Origin of the sequence: Sphingomonas aliaeris (assembly GCF_016743815.1) — a bacterium.
Taxonomy (GTDB): Bacteria; Pseudomonadota; Alphaproteobacteria; order Sphingomonadales; family Sphingomonadaceae; genus Sphingomonas; species Sphingomonas aliaeris.
Map to the genome: position 1 here is coordinate 1,760,520 of NZ_CP061035.1, position 26,550 is coordinate 1,787,069.

General features: G+C 63.9%; 20 protein-coding genes, 1 tRNA gene and 5 pseudogenes. 17 read left to right on the forward strand and 9 right to left on the reverse strand.

Annotated features, from left to right (window positions below; translation table 11 throughout):
• The first annotated feature begins 32 nt into the window (after positions 1-32).
• A tRNA-Gln gene (locus H5J25_RS08315) sits at positions 33-107 on the forward strand.
• Positions 108-259: 152 nt separating this feature from the next.
• On the opposite strand, the gene H5J25_RS08320 is transcribed toward H5J25_RS08315, so the two are convergent.
• Positions 260-1,747 (reverse strand): hypothetical protein, encoded by a 1,488-nt coding sequence (locus H5J25_RS08320; protein WP_202095600.1) that lies wholly within the window; start codon positions 1,745-1,747, stop codon positions 260-262.
• A 171-nt stretch (positions 1,748-1,918) separates the two neighbouring features.
• On the opposite strand from H5J25_RS08320, the gene H5J25_RS08325 reads away from it, so the two are divergent.
• From H5J25_RS08325 to H5J25_RS08350, 6 genes are all read left to right on the forward strand, one after another.
• The gene (locus H5J25_RS08325; RefSeq protein ID WP_202095602.1) at positions 1,919-2,872 is read left to right on the forward strand and encodes a hypothetical protein; all 954 of its coding nucleotides are present in this window, start codon (positions 1,919-1,921) and stop codon (positions 2,870-2,872) included.
• A gap of 175 nt (positions 2,873-3,047) precedes the next feature.
• Positions 3,048-3,938: a glycosyltransferase family 2 protein gene (locus H5J25_RS08330; protein WP_225883444.1), complete on the forward strand. Its 891-nt coding sequence runs from the start codon at positions 3,048-3,050 to the stop codon at positions 3,936-3,938.
• Positions 3,910-4,713 (forward strand): ChbG/HpnK family deacetylase, encoded by an 804-nt coding sequence (locus H5J25_RS08335; protein WP_202095604.1) that lies wholly within the window; start codon positions 3,910-3,912, stop codon positions 4,711-4,713. Before H5J25_RS08330 ends, H5J25_RS08335 begins: the two co-directional genes overlap by 29 nt.
• A gap of 32 nt (positions 4,714-4,745) precedes the next feature.
• Positions 4,746-5,309 carry an RNA polymerase sigma factor gene (locus H5J25_RS08340; RefSeq protein WP_202095605.1) on the forward strand — a complete coding sequence of 188 codons (564 nt, stop codon included), beginning with the start codon at positions 4,746-4,748 and terminating at the stop codon, positions 5,307-5,309.
• A complete protein-coding gene (locus H5J25_RS08345) occupies positions 5,299-6,294 on the forward strand; it encodes a FecR family protein (RefSeq protein ID WP_225883445.1) in 996 nt (331 codons plus the stop codon). Before H5J25_RS08340 ends, H5J25_RS08345 begins: the two co-directional genes overlap by 11 nt.
• Positions 6,295-6,328: 34 nt before the next feature.
• Positions 6,329-8,656, forward strand: coding sequence for a TonB-dependent receptor domain-containing protein (locus H5J25_RS08350; protein WP_202095607.1), 2,328 nt, complete (start codon positions 6,329-6,331; stop codon positions 8,654-8,656).
• Here the strand turns inward: H5J25_RS08350 and H5J25_RS08355 are convergent.
• From H5J25_RS08355 to H5J25_RS08365, 3 genes are all read right to left on the reverse strand, one after another.
• Positions 8,646-10,088 (reverse strand): glycosyltransferase family 39 protein, encoded by a 1,443-nt coding sequence (locus tag H5J25_RS08355; protein ID WP_202095608.1) that lies wholly within the window; start codon positions 10,086-10,088, stop codon positions 8,646-8,648. The genes H5J25_RS08350 and H5J25_RS08355 overlap by 11 nt on opposite strands.
• A 31-nt stretch (positions 10,089-10,119) precedes the next feature.
• The gene (locus H5J25_RS08360) at positions 10,120-11,055 is read right to left on the reverse strand and encodes an endonuclease/exonuclease/phosphatase family protein (protein WP_225883446.1); all 936 of its coding nucleotides are present in this window, start codon (positions 11,053-11,055) and stop codon (positions 10,120-10,122) included.
• 269 nt (positions 11,056-11,324) lie between these two features.
• Complete coding sequence (locus H5J25_RS08365) at positions 11,325-11,750, reverse strand: hypothetical protein (RefSeq protein ID WP_202095615.1); 426 nt, start codon at positions 11,748-11,750, stop codon at positions 11,325-11,327.
• Between the two features lie 4 nt (positions 11,751-11,754).
• Here H5J25_RS08365 and H5J25_RS08370 point away from each other — a divergent pair, with 4 nt between their 5' ends.
• Positions 11,755-12,063, forward strand: coding sequence for a hypothetical protein (locus H5J25_RS08370; protein ID WP_202095617.1), 309 nt, complete (start codon positions 11,755-11,757; stop codon positions 12,061-12,063).
• Between the two features lie 67 nt (positions 12,064-12,130).
• Positions 12,131-13,537 (forward strand): amino acid permease, encoded by a 1,407-nt coding sequence (locus H5J25_RS08375; RefSeq protein WP_202095619.1) that lies wholly within the window; start codon positions 12,131-12,133, stop codon positions 13,535-13,537.
• 347 nt (positions 13,538-13,884) lie between these two features.
• Here the strand turns inward: H5J25_RS08375 and H5J25_RS08380 are convergent, their stop codons facing one another.
• A complete protein-coding gene (locus tag H5J25_RS08380; protein WP_202095621.1) occupies positions 13,885-14,259 on the reverse strand; it encodes a DUF2147 domain-containing protein in 375 nt (124 codons plus the stop codon).
• 35 nt (positions 14,260-14,294) lie between these two features.
• Positions 14,295-16,979, reverse strand: a complete 2,685-nt coding sequence (gene acnA, locus H5J25_RS08385) for an aconitate hydratase AcnA (RefSeq protein WP_202095623.1) — start codon at positions 16,977-16,979, stop codon at positions 14,295-14,297.
• Positions 16,980-17,399: 420 nt separating this feature from the next.
• Between acnA and H5J25_RS08390 the strand changes: the two are divergent.
• The 5 genes and pseudogenes from H5J25_RS08390 to H5J25_RS08400 form a co-directional block, all read left to right on the forward strand.
• Positions 17,400-18,389: pseudogene (locus H5J25_RS08390) on the forward strand (NF038122 family metalloprotease); the annotation flags it as partial.
• An 81-nt stretch (positions 18,390-18,470) separates the two neighbouring features.
• Positions 18,471-18,578 (forward strand): annotated as a pseudogene (locus tag H5J25_RS21610) (PEPxxWA-CTERM sorting domain-containing protein); the annotation flags it as partial.
• A gap of 412 nt (positions 18,579-18,990) precedes the next feature.
• Positions 18,991-19,998 (forward strand): annotated as a pseudogene (locus H5J25_RS08395) (NF038122 family metalloprotease); the annotation flags it as partial.
• Between the two features lie 78 nt (positions 19,999-20,076).
• Positions 20,077-20,184, forward strand: a pseudogene (locus tag H5J25_RS21615) (PEPxxWA-CTERM sorting domain-containing protein); the annotation flags it as partial.
• Positions 20,185-20,377: 193 nt separating this feature from the next.
• Entirely contained in the window at positions 20,378-21,142 is a 765-nt protein-coding gene (locus H5J25_RS08400) for a hypothetical protein (RefSeq protein ID WP_202095625.1), read from the forward strand.
• A gap of 36 nt (positions 21,143-21,178) precedes the next feature.
• Here the strand turns inward: H5J25_RS08400 and H5J25_RS08405 are convergent, their stop codons facing one another.
• On the reverse strand, positions 21,179-22,204 hold the full coding sequence (locus tag H5J25_RS08405; protein WP_202095627.1) for a 2-hydroxyacid dehydrogenase: 1,026 nt from the start codon (positions 22,202-22,204) through the stop codon (positions 21,179-21,181).
• A 267-nt stretch (positions 22,205-22,471) separates the two neighbouring features.
• On the opposite strand from H5J25_RS08405, the pseudogene H5J25_RS08410 reads away from it, so the two are divergent.
• A pseudogene (locus H5J25_RS08410) lies at positions 22,472-22,801 on the forward strand (SH3 domain-containing protein); the annotation flags it as partial.
• An 80-nt stretch (positions 22,802-22,881) separates the two neighbouring features.
• Here the strand turns inward: H5J25_RS08410 and H5J25_RS08415 are convergent.
• The gene (locus H5J25_RS08415) at positions 22,882-24,075 is read right to left on the reverse strand and encodes an acetyl-CoA C-acyltransferase (RefSeq protein WP_202095629.1); all 1,194 of its coding nucleotides are present in this window, start codon (positions 24,073-24,075) and stop codon (positions 22,882-22,884) included.
• Positions 24,076-24,209: 134 nt separating this feature from the next.
• Here H5J25_RS08415 and H5J25_RS08420 point away from each other — a divergent pair, with 134 nt between their 5' ends.
• Together H5J25_RS08420 and H5J25_RS08425 are read left to right on the forward strand one after the other, a co-directional pair.
• Positions 24,210-24,992 (forward strand): prepilin peptidase, encoded by a 783-nt coding sequence (locus H5J25_RS08420; protein WP_225883449.1) that lies wholly within the window; start codon positions 24,210-24,212, stop codon positions 24,990-24,992.
• A complete protein-coding gene (locus tag H5J25_RS08425) occupies positions 24,989-25,414 on the forward strand; it encodes a hypothetical protein (RefSeq protein ID WP_225883450.1) in 426 nt (141 codons plus the stop codon). The genes H5J25_RS08420 and H5J25_RS08425 overlap by 4 nt, the downstream gene beginning before the upstream one ends.
• 309 nt (positions 25,415-25,723) lie before the next feature.
• On the opposite strand, the gene H5J25_RS08430 is transcribed toward H5J25_RS08425, so the two are convergent.
• Entirely contained in the window at positions 25,724-26,533 is an 810-nt protein-coding gene (locus H5J25_RS08430) for a DUF3800 domain-containing protein (RefSeq protein WP_202095631.1), read from the reverse strand.
• Between the last annotated feature and the right edge of the window lie 17 nt (positions 26,534-26,550).

The window sequence follows — 26,550 nt, forward strand, 5'->3', positions numbered from 1 at the left end:
CGAAGCGCGCCGCTATAAGGCCGCCTCGCTGTTGGGGCGTCGCCAAGTGGTAAGGCAGCGGCTTTTGATGCCGCCATTCGCAGGTTCGAACCCTGCCGCCCCAGCCAGCCTTGCGGCACCTCTGAGTCCGCCAGGCAGGCTTTTCCCTTCGCACAGGCGGCGGGGTTGGTCGCACTCCGGCATTTCGGCGATGAAACTGAGCCTGGGTCGTCAACGGACTTCGACCTGAATCGTCATACCGGCAGCGCGATCCGAGCGTCTACCGAGACAGTGTCAATTCGGCGCCAGCACTTATGCTTCGGCGAACGCGATCGTTCCTCAGATAGACGATCACATGGCCGCGATCGCGCGCCGTACGGAAGATCGGATAATAGCTTCGCGATAGCGCCGACTGCACCAGTGGAAAGGTCTGGCGGTTCCATTCGGCCATCGGCGGGTCGATCGTGACAATGACGGGAGGACGATTGGCCAGGATACGTCGAACTTCCATGACCTCGTCCACGCCGCTGGCGCCGCGTTCAGGTTCATAGGCGAGCGTCGACGGGAAGACGTATGGCGTGGGTAGGCAGGTGTCCGCGAGGAGGTATGTGATCGAGTCCCCGGCGAAAACATAGGGGCATTCCTGCCCGCTATTCGCTTTCACTACACGTGCCACGGCGCGTGCGCCCGCCGCATCGGTCGGCCAGATCAGAACCTTGGCCACGAACACCGACAGGCCGATCGAGAAGATGGCGGGGATCGCCATGCGGTGGCGGGTCAGTGCGGGTGCCGAGAGGATGGTGAGCGGGGCAAGCAGGGGGAGGGCGTAATGATCGAAGAATGCGCCGATCGCGGCGAATGCGACGAGCGCGGCGGCGAGCCAGCCAAGCATCAGCGTCTTCTGTGGACTGCGCGGATGGGCGCGCGCCGTCAGGATCGTGCACGCCAGAAGGGGAAGGAGAATCCCGATGTTTCCCGCCAGACGTCCGGCGATCTTCGCGGCGGAATAGCCCTTTCGCAGCGTGATCGAGGCGAAGTTGGAAAACCAGAACGCGTCGAACACGACGGGTCCGCGTCTCCAATAATCGAAAGCGACTAAAGCGGTCGGGGCAATGGCGAGCAGGATCCAGAGCGTGGCAGACAGTGCGCAGGTCACCACGCTGGCGCCGGCACGGCGAAGATACAGGAGATGGGCCAGGCCGAAAAAGGCGCCCTCTACCGCCGGAGTATATTTCGTCTGGATGGCCAGACCGGCGAGCAGACAGGCTGCGGCGCCATTGAGAGCGATCGCACGCGGGCGGGACAGGGTTGGCAGGCGCAGCGTCAGGATCGCGGCGGCCGTGACGAAAAGGTTGTAAAAAACCGGTGACTGTCCGCCGCGACCACTGAGCAGGGACAGCCAGAGCAGATATGCCAATGCCGCTGCGAAGGCGCCACCGGACCGCGCCCCTAGACGTGCAGCGCCGCGATGGACGAGCCATGCGGTAGCGGCAGCGAACAGGGAAGCAACGATTTGGTAAGCCAGGATCCCGTCGCCTGGAAGAAAGCGGATAGCGGCGAAGATGAGGAACAGGCCGACCGGTTTGCGGTCCCAGATATCGACATAGGGCAAGGCACCATGAAGCATCCGGTCGCCGACGAGCAGGTAAAATTGTTCGTCGACATGAATCACCGGATTGCCGAAATCGCGCATCCGGATGAGCAAGGCAGCGATCACGAGCGAAGCGGCGATCGCGAGCGGCGTGCGGGGGATGGCGAGTTTCGGCATGCCCGGCGGCGGATCCCTTCGCGATGTGCACGGATGCGAATTGGCCGGGCATGTGCGTCATAGGTCGCGCGGGCCCCGAAATCGACAAGACTATTTGCGCGCTGCGGACGGCCCGGCGTGCGGATCGGCCATCGCGGCGTCGTCTGCGTTAAGGGTGGGGATCAGTAACGGATGTTCGAACACGGTGTGACACTGGTGCGCGGCTTGATGGCGCACCCCGCGACCAACGCGTTGAAGCGAGGGTTGGTGCGGTTCGCCGCGCCGATCCTGTCGCTGGCGGTGCTGGCGGGCGCGCTGGTCGAATTGCGGGCACTCGACTGGCACGCCGTACGCGCGCTCGTGCCGCACAGCCTCTCCTTCTGGATCGTCTTCGTCATCGCCTATGCCACGCCGATACTGTGCGACTGGGCGATCTATCGGCGGATCTGGAACGTCCCGGTATCGGGCATCGCCGTGCTGGCGCGCAAGACGATCGGGAACGAATTGCTGATGGGGTATGTCGGCGAGGCGTATCTGTTCGCCTGGGCCCGGCGCGAGGGACATGCGGGGCGAGCGGCGTTCGGCGCAGTGAAGGACGTTTCGATCCTGTCGGCAGCAGTCGGAAACGGTGCCACGATCCTGGTCGCGTTGGCGGCGGCGCCGTTCATGGGTGCGCTGCATATCGGGATACCGATATGGGCGGCGGCGGTGTCGCTATGCGTGATCCTCGCGCCGCCGGTCGTCGCGCTGGCTTTGCGGGGAAGGCTGTTCAGCCTGCCGCCGGCGGAACTGCGTGCGATTGCGGGGATACATGCGGCGCGCGCGGTGCTGACGATCGGGCTGACCGCCTTGCTGTGGCATCTCGCGCTGCCGGATATCGCCGTCTTGTGGTGGCTGATCTTCTCCGCGCTCAAGCTGTTGGTATCGCGGTTGCCCTTGGTCTCGAACAAGGAACTGGTCTTCGCAGGAATGGTGGTGATCCTGCTTGGGCGGCAGGCGGACGTTCCCGCGCTGATGACGATGATGGCGACGATGATGGTCGCCATGCATGTCGCGGTCGGCAGCGTATTGGGCATCTTCGGGCTGGCAGGAGCCGCAGCGCGGAGCATGCGGGTCCGCGACGAGGTCGTTACGGTGGGACTATAAAATAAATCAAGTTTTTGCTGCGGGTTTTACGCATGCGCGTCGTCTTAGCAGGAATGCAGGAGGTGACCCGGGGGGTGGCATCTGGCGGCGACCGGGCGGCACAGGCGGCGCCCGATCCTTTCCAGCGACCGGCCCGATGTGATCCGCCCTGCGGTGTTCGACCGGTAGATGGATCATGCATATGTTGCCCGTTCCCGACAGCCGCCCGCAGCGTCGCACGGCGTTGGACGAGCATCCGCGGTGGAGCGTGCTGGTGCCGTTCTTCAACGAACGGGACCTGTTGGCGCGGACGATCGAGAGCCTTGCGTCACAAAGCGTATCGGTGCGGATCGTGCTGATCGACAACGGATCGACCGACGACAGCGCGGCGATCGCGCGCGCGACGTGCGCGCGGCTCAACGTGAACCACCTGCTGGTGACCGAACGGATACCTGGAAAGGTGGCCGCGCTGGCCGCGGGGCTGCGGCGGGTACGTAGCCAGTATGTGGCGACGTGCGATGCGGACACATATTATCCGGCCGGGTATCTCGCCGCAGCGGAACACCTGCTGATACAGAAGGATTGCGTCGTCGCGGGAGCCTATTTCGCCTGTGAAAAGGCGGAGGCGCGCGTGCGGCGGCGGACGGGAGCCAAGATGTGTGCAACGGCGCGTATCATGCCGCGGCAATGCCATACGGGCGGGGCGGGACAGGCGTTCCGGACCGACGTGCTGAACGCCGCGGGGGGGTTCGACGTCGACCGCTGGAATTACGTGCTGGAGGATCACGAGATCATACACCGCGTCACGAAATACGGGGCGATGCGGTACAGCGCGGATCTGTGGTGCGCCCCTTCAACGCGTGAGCGGGACCGTGCCTCGATCCGGTGGACGCTTGCGGAACGGCTGACCTACAGCGCGACGATCGGCTGGGCGGGGGACTGGTTCTTCTACGCGTTCCTTGCGTCGCGACTGCGGGCCCGGCGGCTGGGGAGCGAGCGTATCCGGGAACGCGCGTTCCAGCCGCAGTCGGACGTTGTTTGCGATGGGGGGACGGTGCGTGCGGCGACTTATCCTGTGTGCGGATGATTTCGCTTTCTCGTCCGGCGTGAGCGGCGTCATCGCTGATCTGGCGATACGGGGCCGACTGAACGCGACGAGTTGCATGTCGGTCATGCCGAACTGGCGGGCGGACAGCGCGATGCTGGATGGGCTGCCGGACACGATGCAGATCGGCCTGCATCTGGTGTTGACGGGCGAGGCGCCGCTGACCGCAATGCCGAAACTGGCACCAAGCGGGGAAATGCCCGCGATCAATCCGCTGGCCCGGGCTGCGGCGGCGGGGAATCTGCCGCTGGACGAGATCGCGCAGGAAATCCGCGCGCAATTCGACCGGTTCGAGGAGGCCCGGGGACGAGCGCCGGACTTCGTGGATGGTCATCAGCATAGCCATGCGCTGCCGGGCGTTCGTGATATCGTGCTGGCCGAAACCGCCCGCCGCGCGCCTGGCGCCTGGCTGCGGACGTGCGAGGAACGGATCGGCGCGATGCTGGTACGCCCGTTCCGCGGCAAGGCGCTGGGCAGTGCGTATCATTCAAGCGGGCTTCGCGCGGCTGCGGCGGAATACGGCCTGGCATGTAACCGTGGATTTGCCGGGCATTACGGCTTTGCCGGGGACTATTCGGAGATCTTCCCGAAGTTTCTGGAGTCGCCAGGGGAGATGCATCTCGTCATGTGTCATCCCGGATCGGGATCGCGCGCGGGCGACGCGATCGCGGCGGCACGGTTGCAAGAAGCGACCGCTTTGGCCACATTGCCGATCGCCGACATCGCAGCGGAGCGTGGGCTGAGCTATCCGGCCTGATCAGCAACCGGACTCTGGCGAACGGGATTTGGATGACGGACGACGGCAACGACCTGAAGGCGATATTCCTCGAAACACGACCGATGTTGCTGCGAATGCTGGTCGCGCGCCTGGGCAATACCGACGACGCCGAGGATACGTTGCAGGATATGTGGTTGCGTATCGACCAGCTGGCGGTCTGCTCGATCGGTCAGCCCGCTGGGTTCCTGTACCGCGTAGCGGCCAACCTTGCGACCGACCGGCGGATCGCAACGACACGCCGGAGCGCGCGGGATACGGCGTGGCACGATGTTCAGCCAATGGCAGAAGAGATACCCGACGCCGAACGGGCGATGATGGCGCGCGAAAAGCTGGATGCAGTTGAGAATGCGATGGCCGATATGCCGGAGCGTATGCGAACGGCGCTGCGAATGTTCCGGTTCGAAGAGCAGCCGCAACGCGCGATCGCCGAAACATTGGGAATAAGCGTCAGCGGGGTCGAGAAGCTATTGCAACGTGCCTACCGGCAAATTTATCATGCTTGCGAGATATTTAGTGCGGATGATGCTTGTCCGCGACGTCTTGGTTGTGAAGGGAAGCCGAGCCGTGAGCAGTGATGCTACAAACAGCAACGCCACGGGCGCGAAGGGGGCAATTCCCGCTAACGTTATCGATCGCGCAATCACCTGGCATCTGCGTCAGGCCGATATGTCCGACGACGACTGGATCATGTTCGTCGCGTGGCTCGAGGCGGACCCGATCCACGCCGCCGCTTATGATCGCGTCGCCATTTCGGATCGCGCGATTTCCCGGACCGATGCCCTGCCGGCCCGGCCGGACCGCCGGGCGGCCAATGACGACCATCCGGCTTTTCGGCGCTGGGTGTGGGGTGCCGGCGGCGCGGCGGTGGCCGCGGGAATCGCGCTGATGATCGTTCCCTCGCTGATGTCGCCACGCGCGGCGCCCTATGAAATCAGCACGGCGCCGGGCCAGCGGCAACAGATCGCGTTGGCGGATGGCACGCGCATCGACCTGAGCGGTGGATCTCGCCTGACGCTCGACCGGAATAATCTTCGCGTCGCGGCGCTCGATGTAGGCGAAGCGACTTTCACCGTGCATCACGATGCCGGCACCCAGTTTACGGTTCGATCCGGTAGATTGTCGGTGCAGGATGTCGGCACGGTATTCAATGTCGTCCGGTCCGGCCCGCGGCTTGACGTTCAGGTCGCCGAGGGATCGGTCGTGTTCCAGCCAGACGGCGAGCGGATCGTGCTGAAGCCCGGTAACGCACTGATCGCGCGCGAAGACGACCGAAAGGTCACGATGGGAACCGTCGATGCGGATATGGTCGGCGGCTGGCGCAAGGGGCGGCTGGCCTTTTCCGGCGAGCCGCTCAGCCAGGTTTTCGAGGCGCTGAATCGCCTTTATGGGACAAACGTCACGCTCACCGGAGACTTGTCGGCTCAACCCTTTACCGGCATGATCGAAACGACGGGCAGGGCGGCGCGCGACATTCCGCATTTGGCCGACCTGATCGGGGTGGAATGGCGTCGCAACGGTGAAACCTGGATTCTCTCTCGCCGGAGCGCTGCGGCGCGCTAACTGTCTTGGAGTCCTGATCGCGTTCACCGCGAGCATGCCAGTGTGCGCCGACGATGGGCGGCATACGGTGTCGATCCCGCAGACCAGTCTTCAAGCAGCGTTGAAGATGCTCGGCCGCCAGACCGGGGCGGACATCATCAGTACCGAACCGGGGCTCGATATCGTGCACGTGCCGCGGGTGTCGGGGAAACTGTCGCCGCAAGCCGCGCTGGACCGGCTGCTTCGGGGGACCGGCTATCATGCAATAGCGATCGACGCGCGCAGTTTCCGTATCGCGCGGGATGCCATCGTCGTGCGGGCGCGACGCCCCGTCGCCAAACTCGCAACCGCACCTTCCGCGGCCGGCCCCGCCCCCGTCATCATCGTGACCGCGAGCAAGCAGCGCATCTCATTGCTACGCTATCCCGGCAGCCTGACGACGATAGATGCCGGGACACTGCAACTGTCTGCGGCGCCCCGCGACCTGGCCAATGTCGCGCGGATGACGCCGGTGCTTCAAAGCACCGAACTCGGCCCCGGACGAAACAAGATATTCATCCGGGGAATCGCCGACAGCAGCTTCGCCGGGGCCGCGCAATCGACGGCGAGCATCTATTTCGGCGACGTCCAGCTTGGCTATTCCGGCGCGGATCCCGCCATCCGCCTGTACGACATGGCGAACGTCGAAGTGCTGGAGGGGCCGCAAGGGACACTGTACGGAACCGGATCGATCGGCGGCGTGATCCGTCTGACGCCGAATGCGGTCGACCTGGACCAGGCCGGAGGGTCCGTCGAGGGCGGCGTGACCGTCACGCGGGGCGGGGCACCGGGCTATGATGTGGGCGGGACGGTCAACGTGCCGCTGGATGCCGGCGTGATCGGGGTGCGCGCGACCGCCTATAGCGTCCGGGACGGCGGCTATATCGACGACCCCGGGCGCGGTGTGGACAACGTCAACCGGTCTTCGACCGATGGAGCCCGGCTGGCATTGCGGGTCGATCCGGGCGGCGGCTGGCAAGTCGATCTCAGCGGGCTGGGACAGTGGATCGACGTGCGCGATGCACAATATGCCGATCGTTTGACCGGGCCGCTGGCGCGTCGATCCTACATTGCGCAGCCCTTTCATAGCGATGTCGCGCTCGGCCGGCTGGTGTTGACGAAGGACTGGGATAGCGGCCTGCAATTGCTTTCGGCGACCGGCGTGGCGAATACGCATTCGAACGATCTGTTCGATGCCACGTTGCGCCCGGCCGGTGGTGGGGAGGGACCGCAGACGCCGATCGTCACGTACCAGACCGAAGGCGCCAAGCTCTTGCTGACGCACGAAATGCGAATGTCGCGATCGCTCGCCAACGGAACGAGTTGGGTTGCGGGGTTCACGTTGCTGAGCAACCGGGAGTCTCAGAACCGGTCGGCGGGAGTGCTCGGAATGCCGATGGAGATCATCGGCGTGACCAACGTCACTCGAAGCGCTTCGCTATTTGCCGAGGGCACCGTGACGGTCGTCCCTAACGTATCCGCGACGCTGGGCATACGCGGCACGCTGGCGCGGACGGATGGTGAGCCGTCGTTCCGGCCGCGAACGGACGATTTCGTGCGCGGGCGGTCGACGCGCCGTATCGATCCGACGCTGGCATTTTCATGGCGGCTGCGGCCCGGCCTGGCGGTGTTCGGGCGGGTCCAGACGGGGTATCGGACCGGCGGGCTGGCGGTGGCGAGCGGCATCGGACGGGTGCGGGATTTCCGGCTCGACCGGATTCTGGTGGGGGAACTGGGGCTGAGGCGGTTGCGGCAGGGGCCGACCGGATTGTCCTTGCAGGCGGCGCTGTCCTATGCGCGTTGGAAAAATATCCAGGCCGATCTCGTCAACCGGCGGGGGCTGCCATACACGGACAATATCGTTGACGCGCGTATCCAGGCCGTCGAGGGGATCGCCGACTGGGTGCCGGTCCGCGGGTTAAACGGCAAGCTGGCATTCCTCTACACGCACAACCGCGTGACCGGGCCGTTGGCGGATCAATCGGTGTCGGCCAATCGTCGGCTGCCCGACACGCCTGCCTTCGCGGGAACCGGCAGCGTCGGATACGAATGGCGGGCGGGGAACGAGAGCGTCCTGAGTGTCGGGGTGATCGCAACCTATGTCGGACGCTCGGTGCTCGGCACGGGTGACCTGCTCGATATCGAGCAGGGCGACTATGCGACTTTCGGGCTGAACGCCGCGTGGGTGCGGCGGGGCGTCACGACGACGCTGACGATCGACAATGCAGCGGACGGGCGGGGCAACCGGTTCGCGAGTGGCAATCCGCTGACGTTCGCCGTGCGTGACCAGACGACTCCGTTGCGACCGTTGAACGCGCGGTTTGGCGTGGGCCTTACGTTTTAGCGGTTGGCCGGCGGAAGAGATCGAAGAGCTTGTTGCCGAGCGGGAGACGGGCGTACCGGCGATAACCATCGGTCCGGAGGCGGCGCATGGCGAGTGCGCGCTTGGCAGGATCTTCGCCATCCTCGGGCGATTGCAGGACGACGATTTCGGGGCGACGGTCGAATATGCGGTCGATCTCGGCGCCCTGATCGATGCCGACCGCGCCCTGCTCCCGCAGCAGCATCAGATGCGTCGGGAAGAGATACCGGGTGAGGGCGGGGCGGCCGGTGACCGGGTATAGTATCGCCGAACCCTGATAGACATAGAGCGCGCCGGGCCCACGCCCGATCGCGCTGGCAAGTGTGGCGAACTGTGCGGGCGTGCCGCGCGTTTGGCGTTCGGCCTGGAGGATGTATTGTCCGGCCGCGACGATGAGCACGATCAGTATGGCGGCGATTGTGCGGCCGAAGCGACGATCCGCGATGAAAGCGGCGGCAGCGATGGCGGCGGGCAGCATGACGGGCAGGGTGTAATGATTGAACCATGATCCGAAGATCAGGAACCCGAAGACGGATGCGGCCAGCCAGTAGAGGACGAAACGCGGCGGGCGGCTTTGCCGGCGGGCGCCGATCATGGCGAGCAGAAGCAGCGGCGCGAGCAGGGCGGCGGCGACCGCGAGATTGCCGAGGCTTTCGCCGATCGGATCCGGACGGCGGGCGATGATCGACAGGAAATTGGCGTAGACGAACGCGTGATCGTGACCGGCAAGCCAGTATGCCGCACCGACCACGGCAGTCGGCAACAGCGCCGCGGCGCATAAGAAAGCGGCATAGGCTATTGTCGTACGTAGCCGAGGCCGTTGGTGGCGCTCTTGCCACAGGAGCCATAGGCCGAAGCCGATTCCTTCGAAGACAACCGAATATTTGATTTGGAGCGCGAGACCTATCAGCGCCATGGCGCCAATGCCGAACCGGCGTCGGCGATCCGGGGGGAGGTCCGTAGCTGAGACGATCAGCAGCGCAGCGGCGGCGGTCAGGAGATTGTAGAAGACGGGCGCCTGTCCACCCTGACCATCGGCCAGATTGAGACTGGCGATGTAAAGCAAGGCGGCAAACGTGCCGCCGCGCTGCCATCCCTCGTGATCCGCAACGCGTTTGATGATCGATGCGGTGGAGACGGTCGCGACGAGCGCGATGCCTTGATAGACGTAAATTCCGGTGGGTGGATCGAACAGTCCGGCCGGGAGATATAGCAAGAACAGCCCGAATGGCTTGCGGTCCCAGATATCGACATAGGGAATGGTGCCGCGGGCCATGAAATGGCCGACCGTATAATAGAATTCCTCGTCGACGTTGACGATCGGATTGCCAAACGTGACGGCGCGGACGAGCAGTGCGAAGACCGTCAGGGGCAAGAGCCGGCTATGTGTCAGCCAGGGGGCGATCACGGTCATACGCGCACAGTCCGCCAGCGCGTGTCTGCGACTACTGCGCGGATTGGCGGAAATAGGCGATGTAGCCGACATGGTCGGACAGCATATCACCATTCGGCTCGCGACCGAACGGAACGGAGATACCGGTGAGTTCCAGCGCGGCGGCATGCCCGGGCGCGAAGAACTGCCAGTCCTTTGCGCGCCGAGCAGTCGCGACCGCGTCCTGCGGCATCGGCAGGCGATCCTGAACGGCTTGGCCGAGCGCGTTGCGGACCGATCCGGCGACGCTCCAGCGTTGTTCGATCTGCCCGAACAGAGCCGCCCGTCGCACCGGCGTCTTGCCCATGTTGAAATCACCCGCGACGATCAGCGGGTTGCGCGGATCGCGGGCGTGTTCGACGAAGCCGGTCAGCAGATCGACCTGCCGCGCATAGGCCTGATCGGCGCGCGACTTCGCAACCCCGGACGCGGCGCGGCTGTTCAGATGGGTCGTGACGATATCGACCGGCGTGGTGAGGCCGGGAACCGCGACGCGCACCAGCATCGCACCCTTGTTGGCAAGACAATCGTAACCCGCGCAATCGCCTGCAGGGAAGACCATGCGACGAACCTCAACGATCGGATAATCCGACAGGAGCTGCAAACCGCTGCCGAGCATCTTGCCTTCCGTCTCGCCGCTCCACCACCGTGCGGCGGCGGCGAATGTCGGATCGACCGTATTCATGCCGGCCGGTGCGGCGTGGTCGGAGGACGGACCATCGACGATGTAGCGATAGCCGGCTTTCTGCCCGATCGAGCGCGCGTCCTTAGTGAAAGCCTCTTGCAGCACAACCACCTTGGGTGCCTGGCCGCGTGCACGCAGATATTTCAGCCGATCGGCGATCGCCGCGAGGTTGTCCGGACGTCCGCTGGCGATCGGCCAAGGCAATCCTTCGACATTGTAAGTGAGGACGGACAGAGCGTGACCGATCGCCGGCAACGACGCCATATTCGATGTGGGAGGAACGCCGGTTGCGCCGACCGTCGTCATCAACACCGCTGCGGCGCACGCAGTTGTCCACACAGTTTTCATATAATGCCCCGCCCGCCTCGACTTAGCCGATGCCCCGCTGTTGAGACGTCGCCGCTGTTGGATTCCCGCACCGATCCAAGCCGGGATTCTTTTTCTTCCGGGAAGTATGAGGATCACCCGCGCCACTGTCGTCTCTTGGATATGGGGACAGGGGGAATTCATGTGCTTTTGGGGACCGATCGCATTTAGTCTTGCGAATACTTGCGCTTGTGCTGCGGGGGGCGGCGGATGCGCACGAGCCGGATCACCGGCTGCCGCCGTTGACCATCACGATGATCGGGCAGAAAGCGCCGCGGCTGGAAACGCCCGTAAGCACTACGCGCCTGCTGTCGTTGCGCGACCGGTATACGCTGTCGGATATGCGAACACGCGGAAAGCAGGTTGCGATCGGCGATCTCGCGCTGACGTTCAGTGGGTCGCGGTTTCGTAGCGCCGGCGTCAAGGATCTCGTCGGTGTTGCGCGCGTCGGAACGCGTATCCGTTTTCTCCGCGGGGCTGAATGCGACGTTGGATGTTGCGGATGGGCTGACGCTCAGTGCGTTTTCGACCACGATGCGCGTGAAGCGGCGGCTGGACCTGTTGCCCGGCACTCGCCGATCGCTGAACAGCACTATGATGGCCGCGGGCTTCGGGATGGAACGCAGCGGGATCGGTGCGATCGTCCTTGATTATACCGACAATACGGCGCGCGGTCGGCAGGACGGGCTCTCCCGGATGACGGAGCAGGTCGTAGCCGCCGTGCCGTTCGGCAAGGCGGTTCGCCTGGCGATGACGAATGCAACGGCGACGGACGAGCGCGGCCGGCTGACATGGACCGTGTCTGCGGCGTCGGTCAGCCGCCCGGTCTATCAGGCGGATTTCGGAGCCGGCGCAGGGTCTTTAAGTGATCGCCGCGCAGAGGTGGCGTTTCGCATCGCGCTATGATCGATCCGCCTGTTTGCCCTCGCGCAGTTCTTCTCTAGGTTAGTCGCTGACCAAAGGGAGAGCGCGGGTGGCGAACAGCCTGTTTCGACTGAAGACGATCGTCCGGGGTGAGGACCAGCCGGAGCGATATCGCCTCGCGCGGACCTTGTCGTGGCCGCATCTGGTCGCACTGGGCGTGGGCGCGATCGTGGGGACGGGGATCCTGACGTTGATCGGCGTCGGGGCAGGGCTGGCGGGTCCGGGAGTCATCCTGTCGTTTGCCATTGCAGGCGGAATCTGTGCGTGCGCTGCCCTGGCCTATGCCGAGATGGCGACGATGATGCCGGCCAGCGGCAGCGCCTATACCTATAGCTACGCGGTCCTTGGCGAAGTGATCGCGTGGATCATCGGGTGGAGTTTGATCCTCGAATATTCGCTGGTCGTATCGACGGTCGCGGTCGGGTGGTCCGGATATGCCGCGCCGCTGCTGCATGCCAGTTTCGGCTTTCCGCTTGAACTGACGAAGGGACCGGAACTCCAAGGCATCGTGAATTTGCCGGCGATATTCATCATCGCCGTCGTGGCCGGGTTGCTGATGATCGGAACGAAGGAAAGCGCGACGCTGAACGCGTTGCTGGTGATCGTGAAGATGATCGCGCTGGCGGTATTCGTCGCTGTCTCGTTGCCGCATTTCGATGGCGCCAATCTGCATCCGTTCATGCCGTTCGGTTTTCCCAAGGCGTTGGCCGCGGATGGCGCCGAGCGCGGGATCATGGCGGCCGCGGCGATCATCTTTTTCGCCTTCTATGGCTTCGATGCGATTTCGACCGCTGCGGAAGAAACGAAGAATCCAGGCCGCGATCTTGCGATCGGGATCGTCGGATCGATGGTGGCGTGCGTGGCGATCTACATGCTCGTCGCCGTCGCTGCGGTCGGCGCCTTATCCTATACCAAGTTCGCCGACAGCGCCGAGCCGCTGGCCTTGATCCTGCGCGAAATCGGACAGGGTGGAGCGGCGACGTTCTTGGCGGGATCGGCGGTGATCGCCTTGCCGACCGTGCTGCTTGCCTTTTTGTACGGACAGAGCCGCATATTCTTCGTCATGGCGCGCGATGGCATGTTGCCGGAAAGTCTGGCGAAGGTTTCGGCGCGGGGTACGCCGGTGCGGATCACGCTGGTGACAGCCACGATCGTCGCGATTATCGCGGGCATATTGCCGTTGAAGGAGATCGCCGCCTTGGCCAATGCCGGGACGCTGGCGGCGTTCATCGCGGTGTGCGTGTGCATGTTGGTGCTGCGTCATCGCGCGCCGGAGGCCCCGCGTACGTTCCGCACGCCATTGCCGTGGGTGGTCGGTCCGGTGGGCATTGCCGGGTGCTGCTATCTGTTGTTCAGCCTGCCCGCGAAGACGCAGATATGGTTCGCCTGCTGGAACCTGGCGGGGCTGGCGGTATATTTCCTGTACGCACGGTCGCGGGCGGTGGCGGGGGAATAGCCCGGCTTCTGCGCGCTGACCCTGGGCCTTAGAGGCGCGGGTAGCGGTTGGGCGGATCGAGCGGCGGCGCGTCCGGATTCACACATCGGCGCCAGCCAACGTGGTTGCTGCATAGGCGGCATCTGCGATGGCTTGCATCTGCGATGATAATACGTCTTTGAGTATTAATTCCCGCGTTCGCGGGAATGACGAGGTTGGTAGAGGCCGAAGTGGCTAACAGACGGAGCGAAGGGCCTGTACGCCCCGCCCGTCCATGCCGAGAATGCCGATGCACATACAGCTTGCACCGTGTCCCGCGACACGTTCGGGACGAACGGTGCGAGTGGATCTACTTTATACCAGCAGAGCTAGTTGGCCTTCGACCATTCCTGCGTGCGGCAGAATGGACCGAAACAGCCCTTCACCTTCAGCATATTGCCTTCGCGAGAGAGTTCGGAGCGATAGGTGCGACCGGATTGCGGATCGTAGATCTGTCCCTTCCAACGGTCGCTGCCGGGTGTGAAGCCGGACAGGATCGCGATGCCGAGGATCGGACGGCTACGGAGCGCCTTGTCCGGATTGTTCGCGTCATTGAGCGGTTTGCCCGGATCCGGCTTCACGATCCGAACGATGCGACCGCACAAGGCAGCGCCGCAGGGCGCGACCTGAACGATCGCCTTGCCGCCTTCCGTCAGCCAGTTGCCCGAGACGGACGGCGCGGCGGCGGTCGCCGGGGTTGCCATGATGGCAGCCCCGGCGATCAGCGTTGCGGCGATCCTCAAGCGGCGAGCTTGCGCAGGACGTATTGCAGGATGCCGCCGTTGAGGAAGTATTCCAGTTCGTTGACGGTATCGATGCGGCACTTGGTTTCGAACGTCTCGGTCGAACCGTCGGCGCGCGTGAGCGTCACCGTGACGTCCTGACGCGGGCGGATCGCGGCGACGTCGTGGATCGTGAAGCTTTCCGAACCGTCGAGGCCGAGCGTCTGGCGCGTGACGCCCTCGGCGAACTGGAGCGGAAGGACGCCCATGCCGACGAGGTTCGAGCGGTGAATGCGTTCGAAGCTTTCGGTGATAACCGCGCGGACGCCGAGCAGGTTGGTTCCCTTTGCCGCCCAGTCGCGCGAGGAGCCCGTGCCATATTCTTTGCCCGCGACGACGACGAGCGGAACGCCGTCCGCCTTGAAGCGCATCGCGGCGTCGTAGATCGGCATAATTTCGCCGTTATACTTGGACATGCCGCCTTCTACGCCGGGGACCATTTCGTTTTTGATGCGGATGTTGGCGAAGGTGCCGCGCATCATCACGTCGTGGTTGCCGCGGCGGGCGCCGTAGGAGTTGAAGTCGGCGCGGCTAACCTGATGTTCCTGCAGGAAAGATCCGGCCGGCGAGTCCGCCTTGATCGAGCCCGCGGGCGAGATGTGGTCGGTGGTGATGGAATCGCCCAGAATGGCCAGCGGACGCGCGTCGATAATGTCCTGCACGGGGGCGGGCGTCATCGTCATTCCGTCGAAATACGGGGGGTTAGCGACATAGGTGGAGCCTGCGCGCCACGTATAGGTGTCCGACCCCTCGACCTGGATTTCCTGCCACTTTGCGTCGCCGGCATAGACGTTTCCGTACCGCGAGCGGAACATGCTGTCGTCGATGTTCGCGTTCATGACCTCCGCAATCTCGGCATTCGAGGGCCAGATGTCCTTCAGATAGACGTCCTGGCCATCGGTGCCCTGACCGAGCGGGGTTTCGACCATGTCGGTCGTCACGCTGCCCTTGATCGCATAGGCGACGACGAGCGGCGGCGAGGCGAGGAAGTTGGCGCGCACGTCCGGCGAGACGCGGCCTTCGAAGTTGCGGTTGCCCGACAGGACCGAGGCGGCGACGATGTCGTTGCCGTTGATCGCCGCGCTGATCGGTTCGGCGAGCGGGCCGGAATTGCCGATGCAGGTGGTGCAGCCATAGCCGACCAGGTTGAAGCCCATCGCGTTCAGGTCCGACGTGAGGCCGGCCTTGTCGAGATAATCGGTGACGACCTGCGACCCCGGTGCGAGCGAGGTCTTGACCCACGGCTTGGACTTCAGGCCGAGCGCGTTGGCCTTGCGGGCGACGAGACCGGCGGCGACCAGCACCGACGGGTTCGACGTGTTGGTGCAGCTGGTGATCGCGGCGATCACGACGTCGCCGTCGCCGATGCCATGATCCTTGCCCTCGACAACGGCGCGGACCGGGCGGTCCTTTTTATAGACCTTGAACAGGTCGCCGTTGAACACTTCGTCGACCTTGGAGAGCGAGACCTTGTCCTGCGGCCGCTTCGGGCCGGCGAGCGACGGGACGACGGTGCCCATGTCGAGTTCGAGCGTGTCGGTGAAGACCGGATCGACGCTTTCCGCGTCATGCCACAGGCCCTGCGCCTTGCAGTACGCCTCGACCAAATCGACATTCTCGTCCGACCGCGCGGTGAGGCGGAGATAGTCGATCGTCTTGGCATCGATCGGGAAGAAGCCGCAGGTCGCGCCATATTCCGGCGCCATGTTGGCGATCGTCGCACGATCGGCGAGCGTCATCGTGTCGAGGCCCGGGCCGTAGAATTCGACGAAGCGGCCGACGACGCCCTTGGCGCGCAGCATCTGCGTGACGGTGAGGACGAGATCGGTCGCGGTGATGCCCTCGGCCATCTGGCCGGTCAGCTTGAAACCGACGACTTCGGGGATGAGCATCGAAACGGGCTGGCCGAGCATCGCGGCCTCGGCCTCGATCCCGCCGACGCCCCAGCCGAGCACGCCCATGCCGTTGACCATCGTGGTGTGGCTGTCGGTGCCGACGAGCGTGTCGGGATAGGCGACCATGTTGCCGTTGCCGTGTTCGCCCCAGCTCGCCGACGACCAGACGCCCTGGCCGATATATTCGAGGTTCACCTGATGGCAGATGCCGGTGCCGGGGGGCACGACCTGGAAGTTGTCGAGCGCCTTGCTGCCCCATTTCAGGAATTCGTAGCGCTCGAAATTGCGCGAATATTCGAGATCGACGTTATCGGTGAACGCCTGCGGCGTGCCGAATTCGTCCACCATCACCGAGTGATCGATGACGAGGTGGACGGGGACGAGCGGATTGATCTTCGCCGCGTCGCCGCCGAGCTTCGTGATCGCATCGCGCATCGCAGCGAGATCGACGACGCAGGGCACGCCGGTGAAATCCTGCATCAGCACGCGCGCCGGGCGGTACTGGATCTCGCGGTTCGACTTGCAGTCCTGCTGCCAGTCGACGATCGCCTGCACGTCTTCGGTGGTGACGGTCTTGCCGTCTTCGAAGCGCAGCAGGTTTTCGAGCAGCACCTTCATCGAGAAAGGCAGGCGGCTGATATCGCCGAGTTTCTGTGCCGCGGTGGCCAGGGAATAATAGTCGTACGATTTGCCGTTCACGTCGAGCGTGGCGCGGGTTCCGAGTGTATCCTGGCCGATGGCGGTCATGAGCGGCGGGTCCTTCCCTGAGGGTGCCCGGACGAAGAAGCGGCGGGGAGGCGGGGGTCGAAACCCCGCGCACGGGCGCGCCTCCGGCCGGGCCAAATGGCTAGAGTCGGGTGCGCCTTAGCAAGCGTGGCGGCGAGGGGGAAGGGCACTGGGCCAGACAAACACTTCGGGTTCGATCGGCTGGATTGGTCGGGCCTTAAGACGAGCGGCATGGAATGGAAAAAACCGCCGCCAAAGTGTTCGAAAGCCCCCGGCATGATCGCTTGACACATATTAATCGCGCCAGCACGTTGGTAACCCATTCGTTAACGATGATAAAAATCGCGGCGGGTGGAATGGGGCGATTGGCCCCGTTTCAATTGAGGGGTCGTTATGAAGTTATCGAAGTTTTTGCTCGGTTCGGCAGCCGCATTTTGCGTCATGACCGCGAGCCAGTCGCACGCCCTTACCTTCGTTCTGAACGATGCGGGCGGAACGGCGGCCGGCACGCAGGCACGCCGAGGGTTCGAGATCGCCGCCGCCTATTGGTCCTCGGTTTTTACGGACAACGTAACGGTCAACCTGAATATCGGCTTCTCGGCGCTCGATGCCAATGTCCTGGGCTCGGCAGGCAGCACGCGCGCGGGAATAACGATGGCGCAGGGGTATGGGGCGCTGATTGCCGACCGTACGAGCGCGCTGGACGCACAGGCGGTCGCCAATCTTCGCCCGCTCGGCACCAGCAACCTGGCCGGTTTCGGGGCTGTCGAGGCGATCGCCAACAATTTCGCCAATGGCACCACGGGCTTGAACGGCTACACCGATGTATCGACGCGGCTGGATAACGACCGCAGCGCCAACAATTCGACGCTTGCGATCAACACGGCGTCGGCGAAGGCGCTGGGCGTGACCAGGGCGTTCAACGGCGCGACGATCGACTATGCCTTGGCCGATGCATCGATCACGTTCAGCAATCTTTTCGATTTCGATTTCAACCCGACCGACGGCATCGGATCTAATTCGTTCGATTTCATCGGCGTCGCCATACACGAGATCGGCCATGCGCTGGGTTTCGTCAGTGGCGTGGATTCGGTCGATCGTCGTACGTCGCCAGGCCAGACGGCGGCGGGCAGCCTGACATCTCTCGAAAATTCGATCGTGATGAGCCCGCTCGACCTGTTCCGGTACAGCTCGGCCGGCAATCTCGACTGGTCGACCCAGAACACGCCGTATTTCTCTCTCGACGGCGGCGTTTCGCAGGTTTTCGGTGACTCGCGCTTTTCGACCGGCGTGCTGAATGGCGATCGCCGCCAGGCATCGCACTGGAAGGATGCCGCATCCGGCGCGCCACAGATCGGTATACTCGATCCGACGTCCGGCCGCGGCCAGTTGCAGGAAGTCACCGCAACCGACCTGGCCGCCTATGACGCGATCGGCTGGAACGTGAACTTCGACGTGCTGGCCAATTCGGGCTATAAATACACGACGGCGGATGCCTATCGCGCGTTCGCGACCGCGGTGCCCGAGCCCGCAACCTGGGGCATGATGATCCTGGGCTTCGGTATGGTCGGCGCATCCTCGCGCTATCGCCGCCGCAGCGGCGAGGTCGCTGTCGTCTAAACACGATCCGCTTTGGTGGAGGGCATGAGCCGCCGGTCGAAAGACCGGCGGCTTTTTGTTTTGCGGGCTGCACTATCGACGGCGAGGGCGCGCGGTGCGGTTCCGGCTGGGCCAATGGCGACACCAGTATGCCTGCTACGCAACCGCCAGTAATAAAAAATCAATCTAGACAAATCATTTGGCCGCGTTTTGTGACACATAACCGATATGCCGGGGCATAACTTAAACAACCTGAATAACGCCAAAGTCTAAATCTAAAATGACCGGTATTTTATTCCGAGCGACAAGTGTTGACTCATGTTAGCACATGCAGCAAATTGTTAATAATTCGGTAACGTTCGTTTGGATGTCGGCGAATTGAGATGGTGCAGTTTCTTCAGGGTAATCAAGGGGGATATTCATGAAGTTTCCTATGTTTCTTGTAAATTCGGCTATCGCGATCTGTGCCGTCGCTGCGAGTCAGGCTCAGGCTGTTACATTCGTGCTGAACGACATTGGCGGTGTCGGCGCCGGAACCCGGGCGCGCGCGGGTTATGAAACCGCTGCGCGTTACTGGTCTTCGCTTTTGACGGACGACGTCACCGTCAATTTGAACGTAGGCTTTTACGAGCTCGATTCCGGAGCTTTGGCCGAAGCCTCAAGCAGCTACGCCTATATCTCGATGAACCAAGGCTATGCGGCTTTGACCGCAGACCGGACGAGTACGCTCGACACGCAGGCCGTCGGCAGCCTTCGTCCGCTGGGAAGCAACGGCGCGATCGAGGCGGTTGCCAACAACTTCGCCAACGGCGCTAACGGGTGGAACGGCTATACCGATCTCTCGACGCGACTGGACAATGACGGCAGCCGCAACAATTCCTCGCTGAAGATCACCACGGCATCGGCCAAGGCGCTCGGTATAACCACACATTTCGACGGTAACGAGATCAATTTTGGCTCCGATGGCACCATCGTCTTCAACAGCGGTTATCCTTTCGATTTCAACTCCACCGATGGCATCCCACCGCGCTCATTCGACTTTATCGGCGTGGCGATACATGAAATCGGCCACGCGCTGGGCTTTGTCAGCGGCGTCGATGACGTCGATCTTCGCACCTCGCCGGGGCAGACCGAATGGTGGTGGCTGAACGATGTGGAAAACAGCATCAACATGAGCCAACTCGATCTGTTCCGCTACGGTTCGGCCGGTAATCTCGACTGGTCGACACAGAATACGCCGTATTTTTCGCTTGATGGCGGCGTATCGCAGCTGTTTGGCGACTCGCGCTTCGCCACGGGCGCGTATAACGGTGATGGCCGTCAGGCGTCGCACTGGAAAGATACGGCGGGCCGTGGGCCACAGCTCGGCGTTCTCGATCCGACGTCGGCCCGTGGTCAGATGCAGGATATCACTGCGCTCGATCTGGCGGCGATCGATGCCATCGGATGGGACGTCAATATGAACGTTCTCGCAAACTCGAACTACCGGCTCTCGACGGCGAGTATATATCGTACCTTCAGCGCCGTGCCGGAGCCGGCAACATGGGGCATGATGATCCTGGGTTTCGGCATGGTCGGCGCATCCTCGCGCTATCGCCGTCGCAGCAGCAAGGTCGCCATCGCCTGATCGCGATCCGCTTCGGTGAAGCGCATGAGCCGCCGGTCGAAGGACCGGCGGCTTTTTTGTTGGCGCAAGCTGCGAGGCGGGGGCGGTCGCCCGGCTGGCACGGGTTTGTTCCTAAAATGCTCTGTCCTACAGGTGGTCATCTGCAATATCTGGTGCGCTCGACTCGATGCGGAGGAGGGCGTGATGGACGAAGGTGGCAAGTCGGGGGGCAAAGCGTGGGCGCGGGGTGAAGGCGCCGCGGGCGGTGGACGGGAAGGCAGGCGCTGCGCGGGCGGGCGCGGGGCGGAAGCCGGTTGCGAAGGCGTCCGAGGAGATTGTGGTGGACGCCGTGCCGGACGTCGTCGTGTCGTTGCGGCCGCGCAGCGACGGGTGGACGCCGATCCGGCAGCGGGCGTTCCTGCGCTATCTGTCGGAACTGGGATCGGTGACCGATGCGTGCAAGCGCGTCGGGCTGTCGCGGACGTCGGCGCAGCGGTTGCGCAACCGGTCGGCGGAATTTGCCGAGGCGTGGGACAAGGCGGTGGCGATGGTCGCGCCGATCCTGGAACAGGCGGCGTTCGAACGCGGCGTGGAAGGATGGGACGAGCCGATCTTTCAGGGCGGGGTGCAGGTGGGCGTGAAGCGGCGCTATTCCGATGCGTCGTTGCGGATGCTGATGCAGGCGCGGACGCGCGCCGAGGCGGCCGGCATGACGATGCCGGATCTTGCCACCGCGAGTATCGAGACGTTGAACGCCTTTGCCGAAAAGGCCGCGAGGCATGCCGGCGGCACGTTCCTGGAAAAGGGACATGGAATGAGCCAGGCGGAGGTCGATGCGGCGCTGATGAAGCGGCTGGACGATCTTGCGACGCATCGCCGCAGCAAGGTGGAGCAGTGCGGCAAGGTGTGGCTGGAGGGCGGCGGCTATTCGCCCGAGATGACGGTGGAGGAAGCGAAGAAGTTTTGGGACGAGGAGTGAGGCGGCGGGCGGAATTGGGTTGGGGGGGCGCCGCGGTCAGGCCCAGCCTTCCAGCACCTGATCCTGCGGGCGATGGCCGTCCGCCCACATGCGGATGTTCTGGATCACGCGGTCGCCGGTCGCCATGCGGCCTTCGAACGTGGCCGATCCCATGTGCGGCAGCATGACGACGTTGGGGAGCGCGAGCAGGCGGGGGTCGATCCGCGGTTCGTGCTTCCACACGTCCAGCCCGGCGCCGGCAAGCTTGCCCTCTTCCAGCGCCGCGGTCATCGCGTCTTCGTCGACGATGCCGCCGCGCGCCGCGTTGATGAGATAGACGTGCGGGCGGAGCAGGCCGATGCGGCGCGCGTCGATCAGGCCGCGGCTGTCGGCATTGAGCGGGGTGTGGATCGTCAGGATGTCGATCGCGGCGAGCATCTCGTCCAGATCGGCATGCCAGGTCGCTGCGAGCTGCCCCTCCAGCACCGCGGGCAGGCGGTGGCGGTTGTGGTAATGGACCGACAGGCCGAAGGCGCGGGCGCGCAGGGCGACGGCCTGGCCGATCCGCCCCATGCCGATGATGCCGAGCGCCTTGCCGCCGATGCGGTGGCCGAGCATGCCGCCGGGGCTCCAGCCGGTCCACTGGCCCGAGCGGACGAGCTTCTCGCCCTCCGCCAGGCGACGCGGGACGGACAGGATCAGCGCCATCGTCATGTCGGCCGTGTCTTCGGTGAGGACGCCGGGGGTGTTGGTGACGATGATGCCGCGCGCGCGGGCGGCCTTCAGGTCGATATGGTTCACGCCGGCGCCGTAATTGGCGATCAGTTTCAGGCGTGGGCCGGCGGCCTCGATCAACGCGGCGTCGATATCGTCGGTGACGGTGGGGACCAGCACGTCGCAATCCTGCACGGCGGCGCGCATCTCGTCCGGCGGGAGCACCGCGTCGGTGCGATTGTTCGTCGTGTCGAACAGCATCTCCATCCGGTCCATCACCGCATCGGTCAGTTCGCGCGTGACGAACACCTTCGGTGCCGCTTTGGACCGGGGGGCGTCGGGGCTGCTCGGCTGTGTCGTATCGGGCATGGTTCCGGCTTGGCGGACGTGTCTTGCGGCGTCAATCCAGTTGATGATCGTGGCCCGAAGGCGTTAGGGAGGATGCCGGTTTTCGAAGGGGTTTGTATGCGTAGGGCTGCGGGTATCGCGCTCGCCAGATTGGGCGCCAGATTGGGCGCCAGAATGGGGGCCGGAGTGGGAGTCGTCGCATTGGCGGTGGTTTCCACGGGTGCGCTGGCGGCGGCGGCGGCAAAGAAAGTGCCGTATTATGCATCGATTTCCGCCGGGAAGGCGCGGATGCGGAGCGGGCCGGCGCGCAACTATCCCGCAAGCTGGATGTACCAGCGCGCCGACCTGCCGGTGAAGGTGGTGGCGGTGTATGAGCGCGGCGGCTGGTTGAAGGTAGAGGATCCGGCTGGCGTGCAGGGCTGGATCGCCGGGCCACTGATCAGCGATACGCGGACCGCGATCGTCGTGGGGCAGGTGGCGGAGCTGCAGCAATCGCCGGAGCCGGGGTCAAAAGTCGTATGGCGCGCGGCGCCGGGCGTGGTCGGGCGGCTGTCGAAATGCGCACGCGGCTGGTGCCATCTGGACGTGAAGGGGCGCGGCGGCTTCGTCGAGATATCGCGCCTATGGGGGGATCGACGCGACGGAGCAGTTTTAGAGGCACGCGGGGGGCGTTTTCTCCGCCCCCCGCGCGTCGTGCCTCAGTCGATCAGTTCGACAGCCACCGCCGTGGCTTCGCCGCCGCCGATGCAGAGTGCGGCGACGCCCTTCTTCCCGCCACGGTTCTGGAGCGCGGCGATAAGCGTGGCGAGGATGCGGGCTCCGCTCGCGCCGATCGGATGGCCGAGCGCGGTGGCGCCGCCATTCACGTTGACCTTGTCGTGCGGGATGCCGAGGTCGCGCATCGCGATCATCGAGACGACGGCGAAGGCTTCGTTGATCTCGAACAGGTCGACGTCCGCGACCGACCAGCCGGTCTTGGCGAACAGCTTGTTGATCGCGCTGACCGGGGCGGTGGTGAACTTCGACGGTTCGTGCGCGTGCGCGGCGTGGGCGACGATGCGCGCGACGGGCTTCAGCCCCTGCGCGTCGGCGACCGACTGGCGGGTCATCACGAGCGCGGCGGCGCCGTCCGAGATGGACGAGGCGTTGGCGGCGGTGATCGTGCCGTCCTTGGCGAAGGCGGGCTTCAGCGTCGGGATCTTGTCGGCATTGCCCTTGGGCGGCTGTTCGTCCTGGACGACCGTGTCGGTGCCCTTGCGGCCGGTAATCTCTACGGGCGTGATCTCGCGATCGAAGGCGCCGGACGCCTGCGCGGCCTGCGCGCGGGTGAGCGAGGCGATGGCGTAATCGTCCTGCGCGGCGCGGGTGAACTGGTATTCGCCGGCGGTTTCCTCGGCGAAGGTGCCCATCGCGCGGCCGGGTTCGTAGGCGTCCTCCAGCCCGTCTAGGAACATCGAATCCATGATCCGGTCATGCCCCATGCGCGCGCCGCCGCGATGCTTGGCGAGCAGATATGGCGCGTTGGTCATGCTTTCCATGCCGCCCGCGACGAGCAGGTCGACCGACCCGGCGGCGAGTGCGTCCGCGCCCATGATCGTCGCCTGCATGCCCGAACCGCACATCTTGTTGACGGTGGTCGCCTCGACCGAGATCGGCAGGCCCGCCTTCAGCGCCGCCTGACGGGCGGGCGCCTGCCCCAGACCGGCCGGGAGGACGCAGCCCATATAGATGCGGTCCACGCTCGCGCCCTCGACCCCGGCGCGCTCGACCGCCGCCTTGACCGCCGCCGCGCCCAGATCGACCGCGGTCGCGCCCGCCAAAGCACCCTGGAAGCTGCCCATCGGGGTGCGGGCATAGGACAGGATGACGACGGGATCGGCGGCTTCGGTCATGAAAGGCGTTCCTGTTCAGAATGTGTTGCGCAGGATTTAGGCGTGGTGGCGGCGCATTACAAATATGCGGCGATGCCGGGGCGGTGTTTGAGTGTGCGCTTTCACACCGCGCGGGGGGCGGCTAGGCGGGGCGGATGGACGACCCGCTTTCAGATATGCAGTTCTGGGACATGCTGTTCTGGCCGGTCGGGCTGGCCTTGCTCGGCGCGATCCTGGGAAGTTTCATCGCGACGTTGGTGATCCGCTGGCCGCAGGGTCGATCGGTGATGACGGGGCGGTCGCATTGCGATGCGTGCGACGTGGCGCTGACCCCGCGCGATCTGGTGCCGCTGCTGAGCGCGGCGCTTGCGCGGGGGCGGTGCAGGACGTGCGGCGCGCGGATCGATGCGCGGCACTGGCAGATCGAGCTGGCCGCGGCGGGGATCGGATGCCTTGCCGGGATCGCGGTGCCGGGGCCGGTGGGGCTGGCGGGGGCGGTGTTCGGCTGGCTGCTGCTCGCGCTGGCGGCTTTGGATGTAACGGAATTCTGGTTGCCCGACCGGTTGACGGGCACGCTGGCGCTGGCGGGTCTTGCGAGCGGGCTGGCGGGGATCGAGCCGATGCTGCGCGACCGGTTGATCGGCGGGGCCGCGGGGTTCGGCGCGTTATGGGCGATCGGGGCGGGGTATAAACTGCTGCGCGGCCGGGAAGGACTGGGTGGCGGCGATCCGAAACTGCTGGGCGCGATCGGGTTGTGGCTGGGCTGGGCGATGCTGCCGGCGGTGCTGCTGCTGGCGGCGATGACGGGGCTGGCGCTGGTCGCGGTCGGCATGGTCATGGGGCGCACGGCGACGCTTGCGGACCGGGTGCCGTTCGGCGCGCTGCTGGCGATCGCGGCTTACCCGGCCTGGCTGTTCCTGCTAGGATTTCCGGCATGATGACGATCACCCTCCTGCTCGCAATGATGGCCGATGGCCTGCCGATCGACGTGCTGAAGCCGCAGGCGATGCCCGTGCGCGGGTGCGCCGCCTATCTGTTCGCCAAGGGCGACAAGCCGGAATTCGTCGCGATGGCGAGTGCCGATCCGGCGCAGTTGCGGCTGTCGATCGGCGGCGCGGTGATCGACGTGGCGCGCACCGGGCAATCGGGGCAGGCGGATACCGGGGGCGGGAGCTACGGGTTCGCCGGCGTCACAGAATATGCGGGCGCGAACGTCACCGCGGTGCTGGACATGAAGATCGAGAAGCGCGGCGACATCAAGGACGGCGCGGCGGTGCGCGATGCGACGTTGCGTGTCGACCGGGCGGGGCAGGACAGCGTCGTGGTGGCGGTGGCGGGGATCGTCGGATGCGCGGTTTGAGGGCGGAGTGGGTCAAGGCTTCGTCCCAACTTCCAAAGGCGGCTTACCGTTTATGGCCGGTTGCATTGACAACCCATCTTTAACCTGGGCGACCATCACGCCTTACGTCCTCGGCTCGGACCAATTCTAGGGTCCGCGATGCCGTAAGCTTATTGCAAGGCCTGAGCTATGCCGGCTCATGGCCCAGCAAAGATCAGGACGAGCAAAGCGTCCGAGTTATAGCCGAGGCAGAAATTTAGTCGATAATGAAAAACGAATTCTTACCAATTCTGATAACGTATCTTCTTTGCTGTGAACAAAATTTCCTGGTCATGGCGCGTAATGCTTCGGGTCGAAACTAAACACCCAAGAGGAGGCTGGGCCCTGCCACTCGCTCCATATCAAATCTGATTTAAGTATACTATGTACTAAAAGATCTCCATCCGATTGTTGGGCGAGGTAACGGCGAAAAGAATAAGCGCAAGCATCAGCAATCTGTAACAGTGGAGCTTGATTCTTTTCACAAAAATGGATAGTATCTATAACCCGATCGATAACTGTAGCGTTCGTTTGTAATATTCTACCAGCAATTCTATCTTTTTTTGTTACTATAACATTGTGCTCGTTAATATCAATCTCGTTTAATGAGACTTTGATAATTTCACGCAGTAAGTTCTTTTTCTTCGGTATGTCTTCAGCAACAATAGTGGCGATCTCGTCAATTTGTCCGTGATCTTTAATATATTTGTTTGCTCTTGCCATGCACAAGTGAAATGCAAGCAAGTGGTGATAATCTTCAGGCTTACTTGAGAATTGTTGAGGTACCGGGGAGTCTCGCCTTACTTTGCCTATAACAATCGCAGTTTTCAGCGCTTGAGGGATTGAGGCGACCATTCCGATCAAGCCTACCCGCTCATCCTTCGGCCAAACTGCGTCAAATTCCCGGTAGCCATTTAAAACGGTCTTTGCATGAAATATAAATCCCGGTCTGAGCTTTTCAGGAACCATCAAATCCAGCACCTCTTCAAGCATAGAGGCAGCTTTCTGCCAATGTCGATCGGCCTGAATCAAAACTGCCGCGACAACACACACTGGCTCTGGACGGGAGGTGCCTGCTTCGTCGGTGTAGATATAATACACAGGCGTGGTTCCGTTGA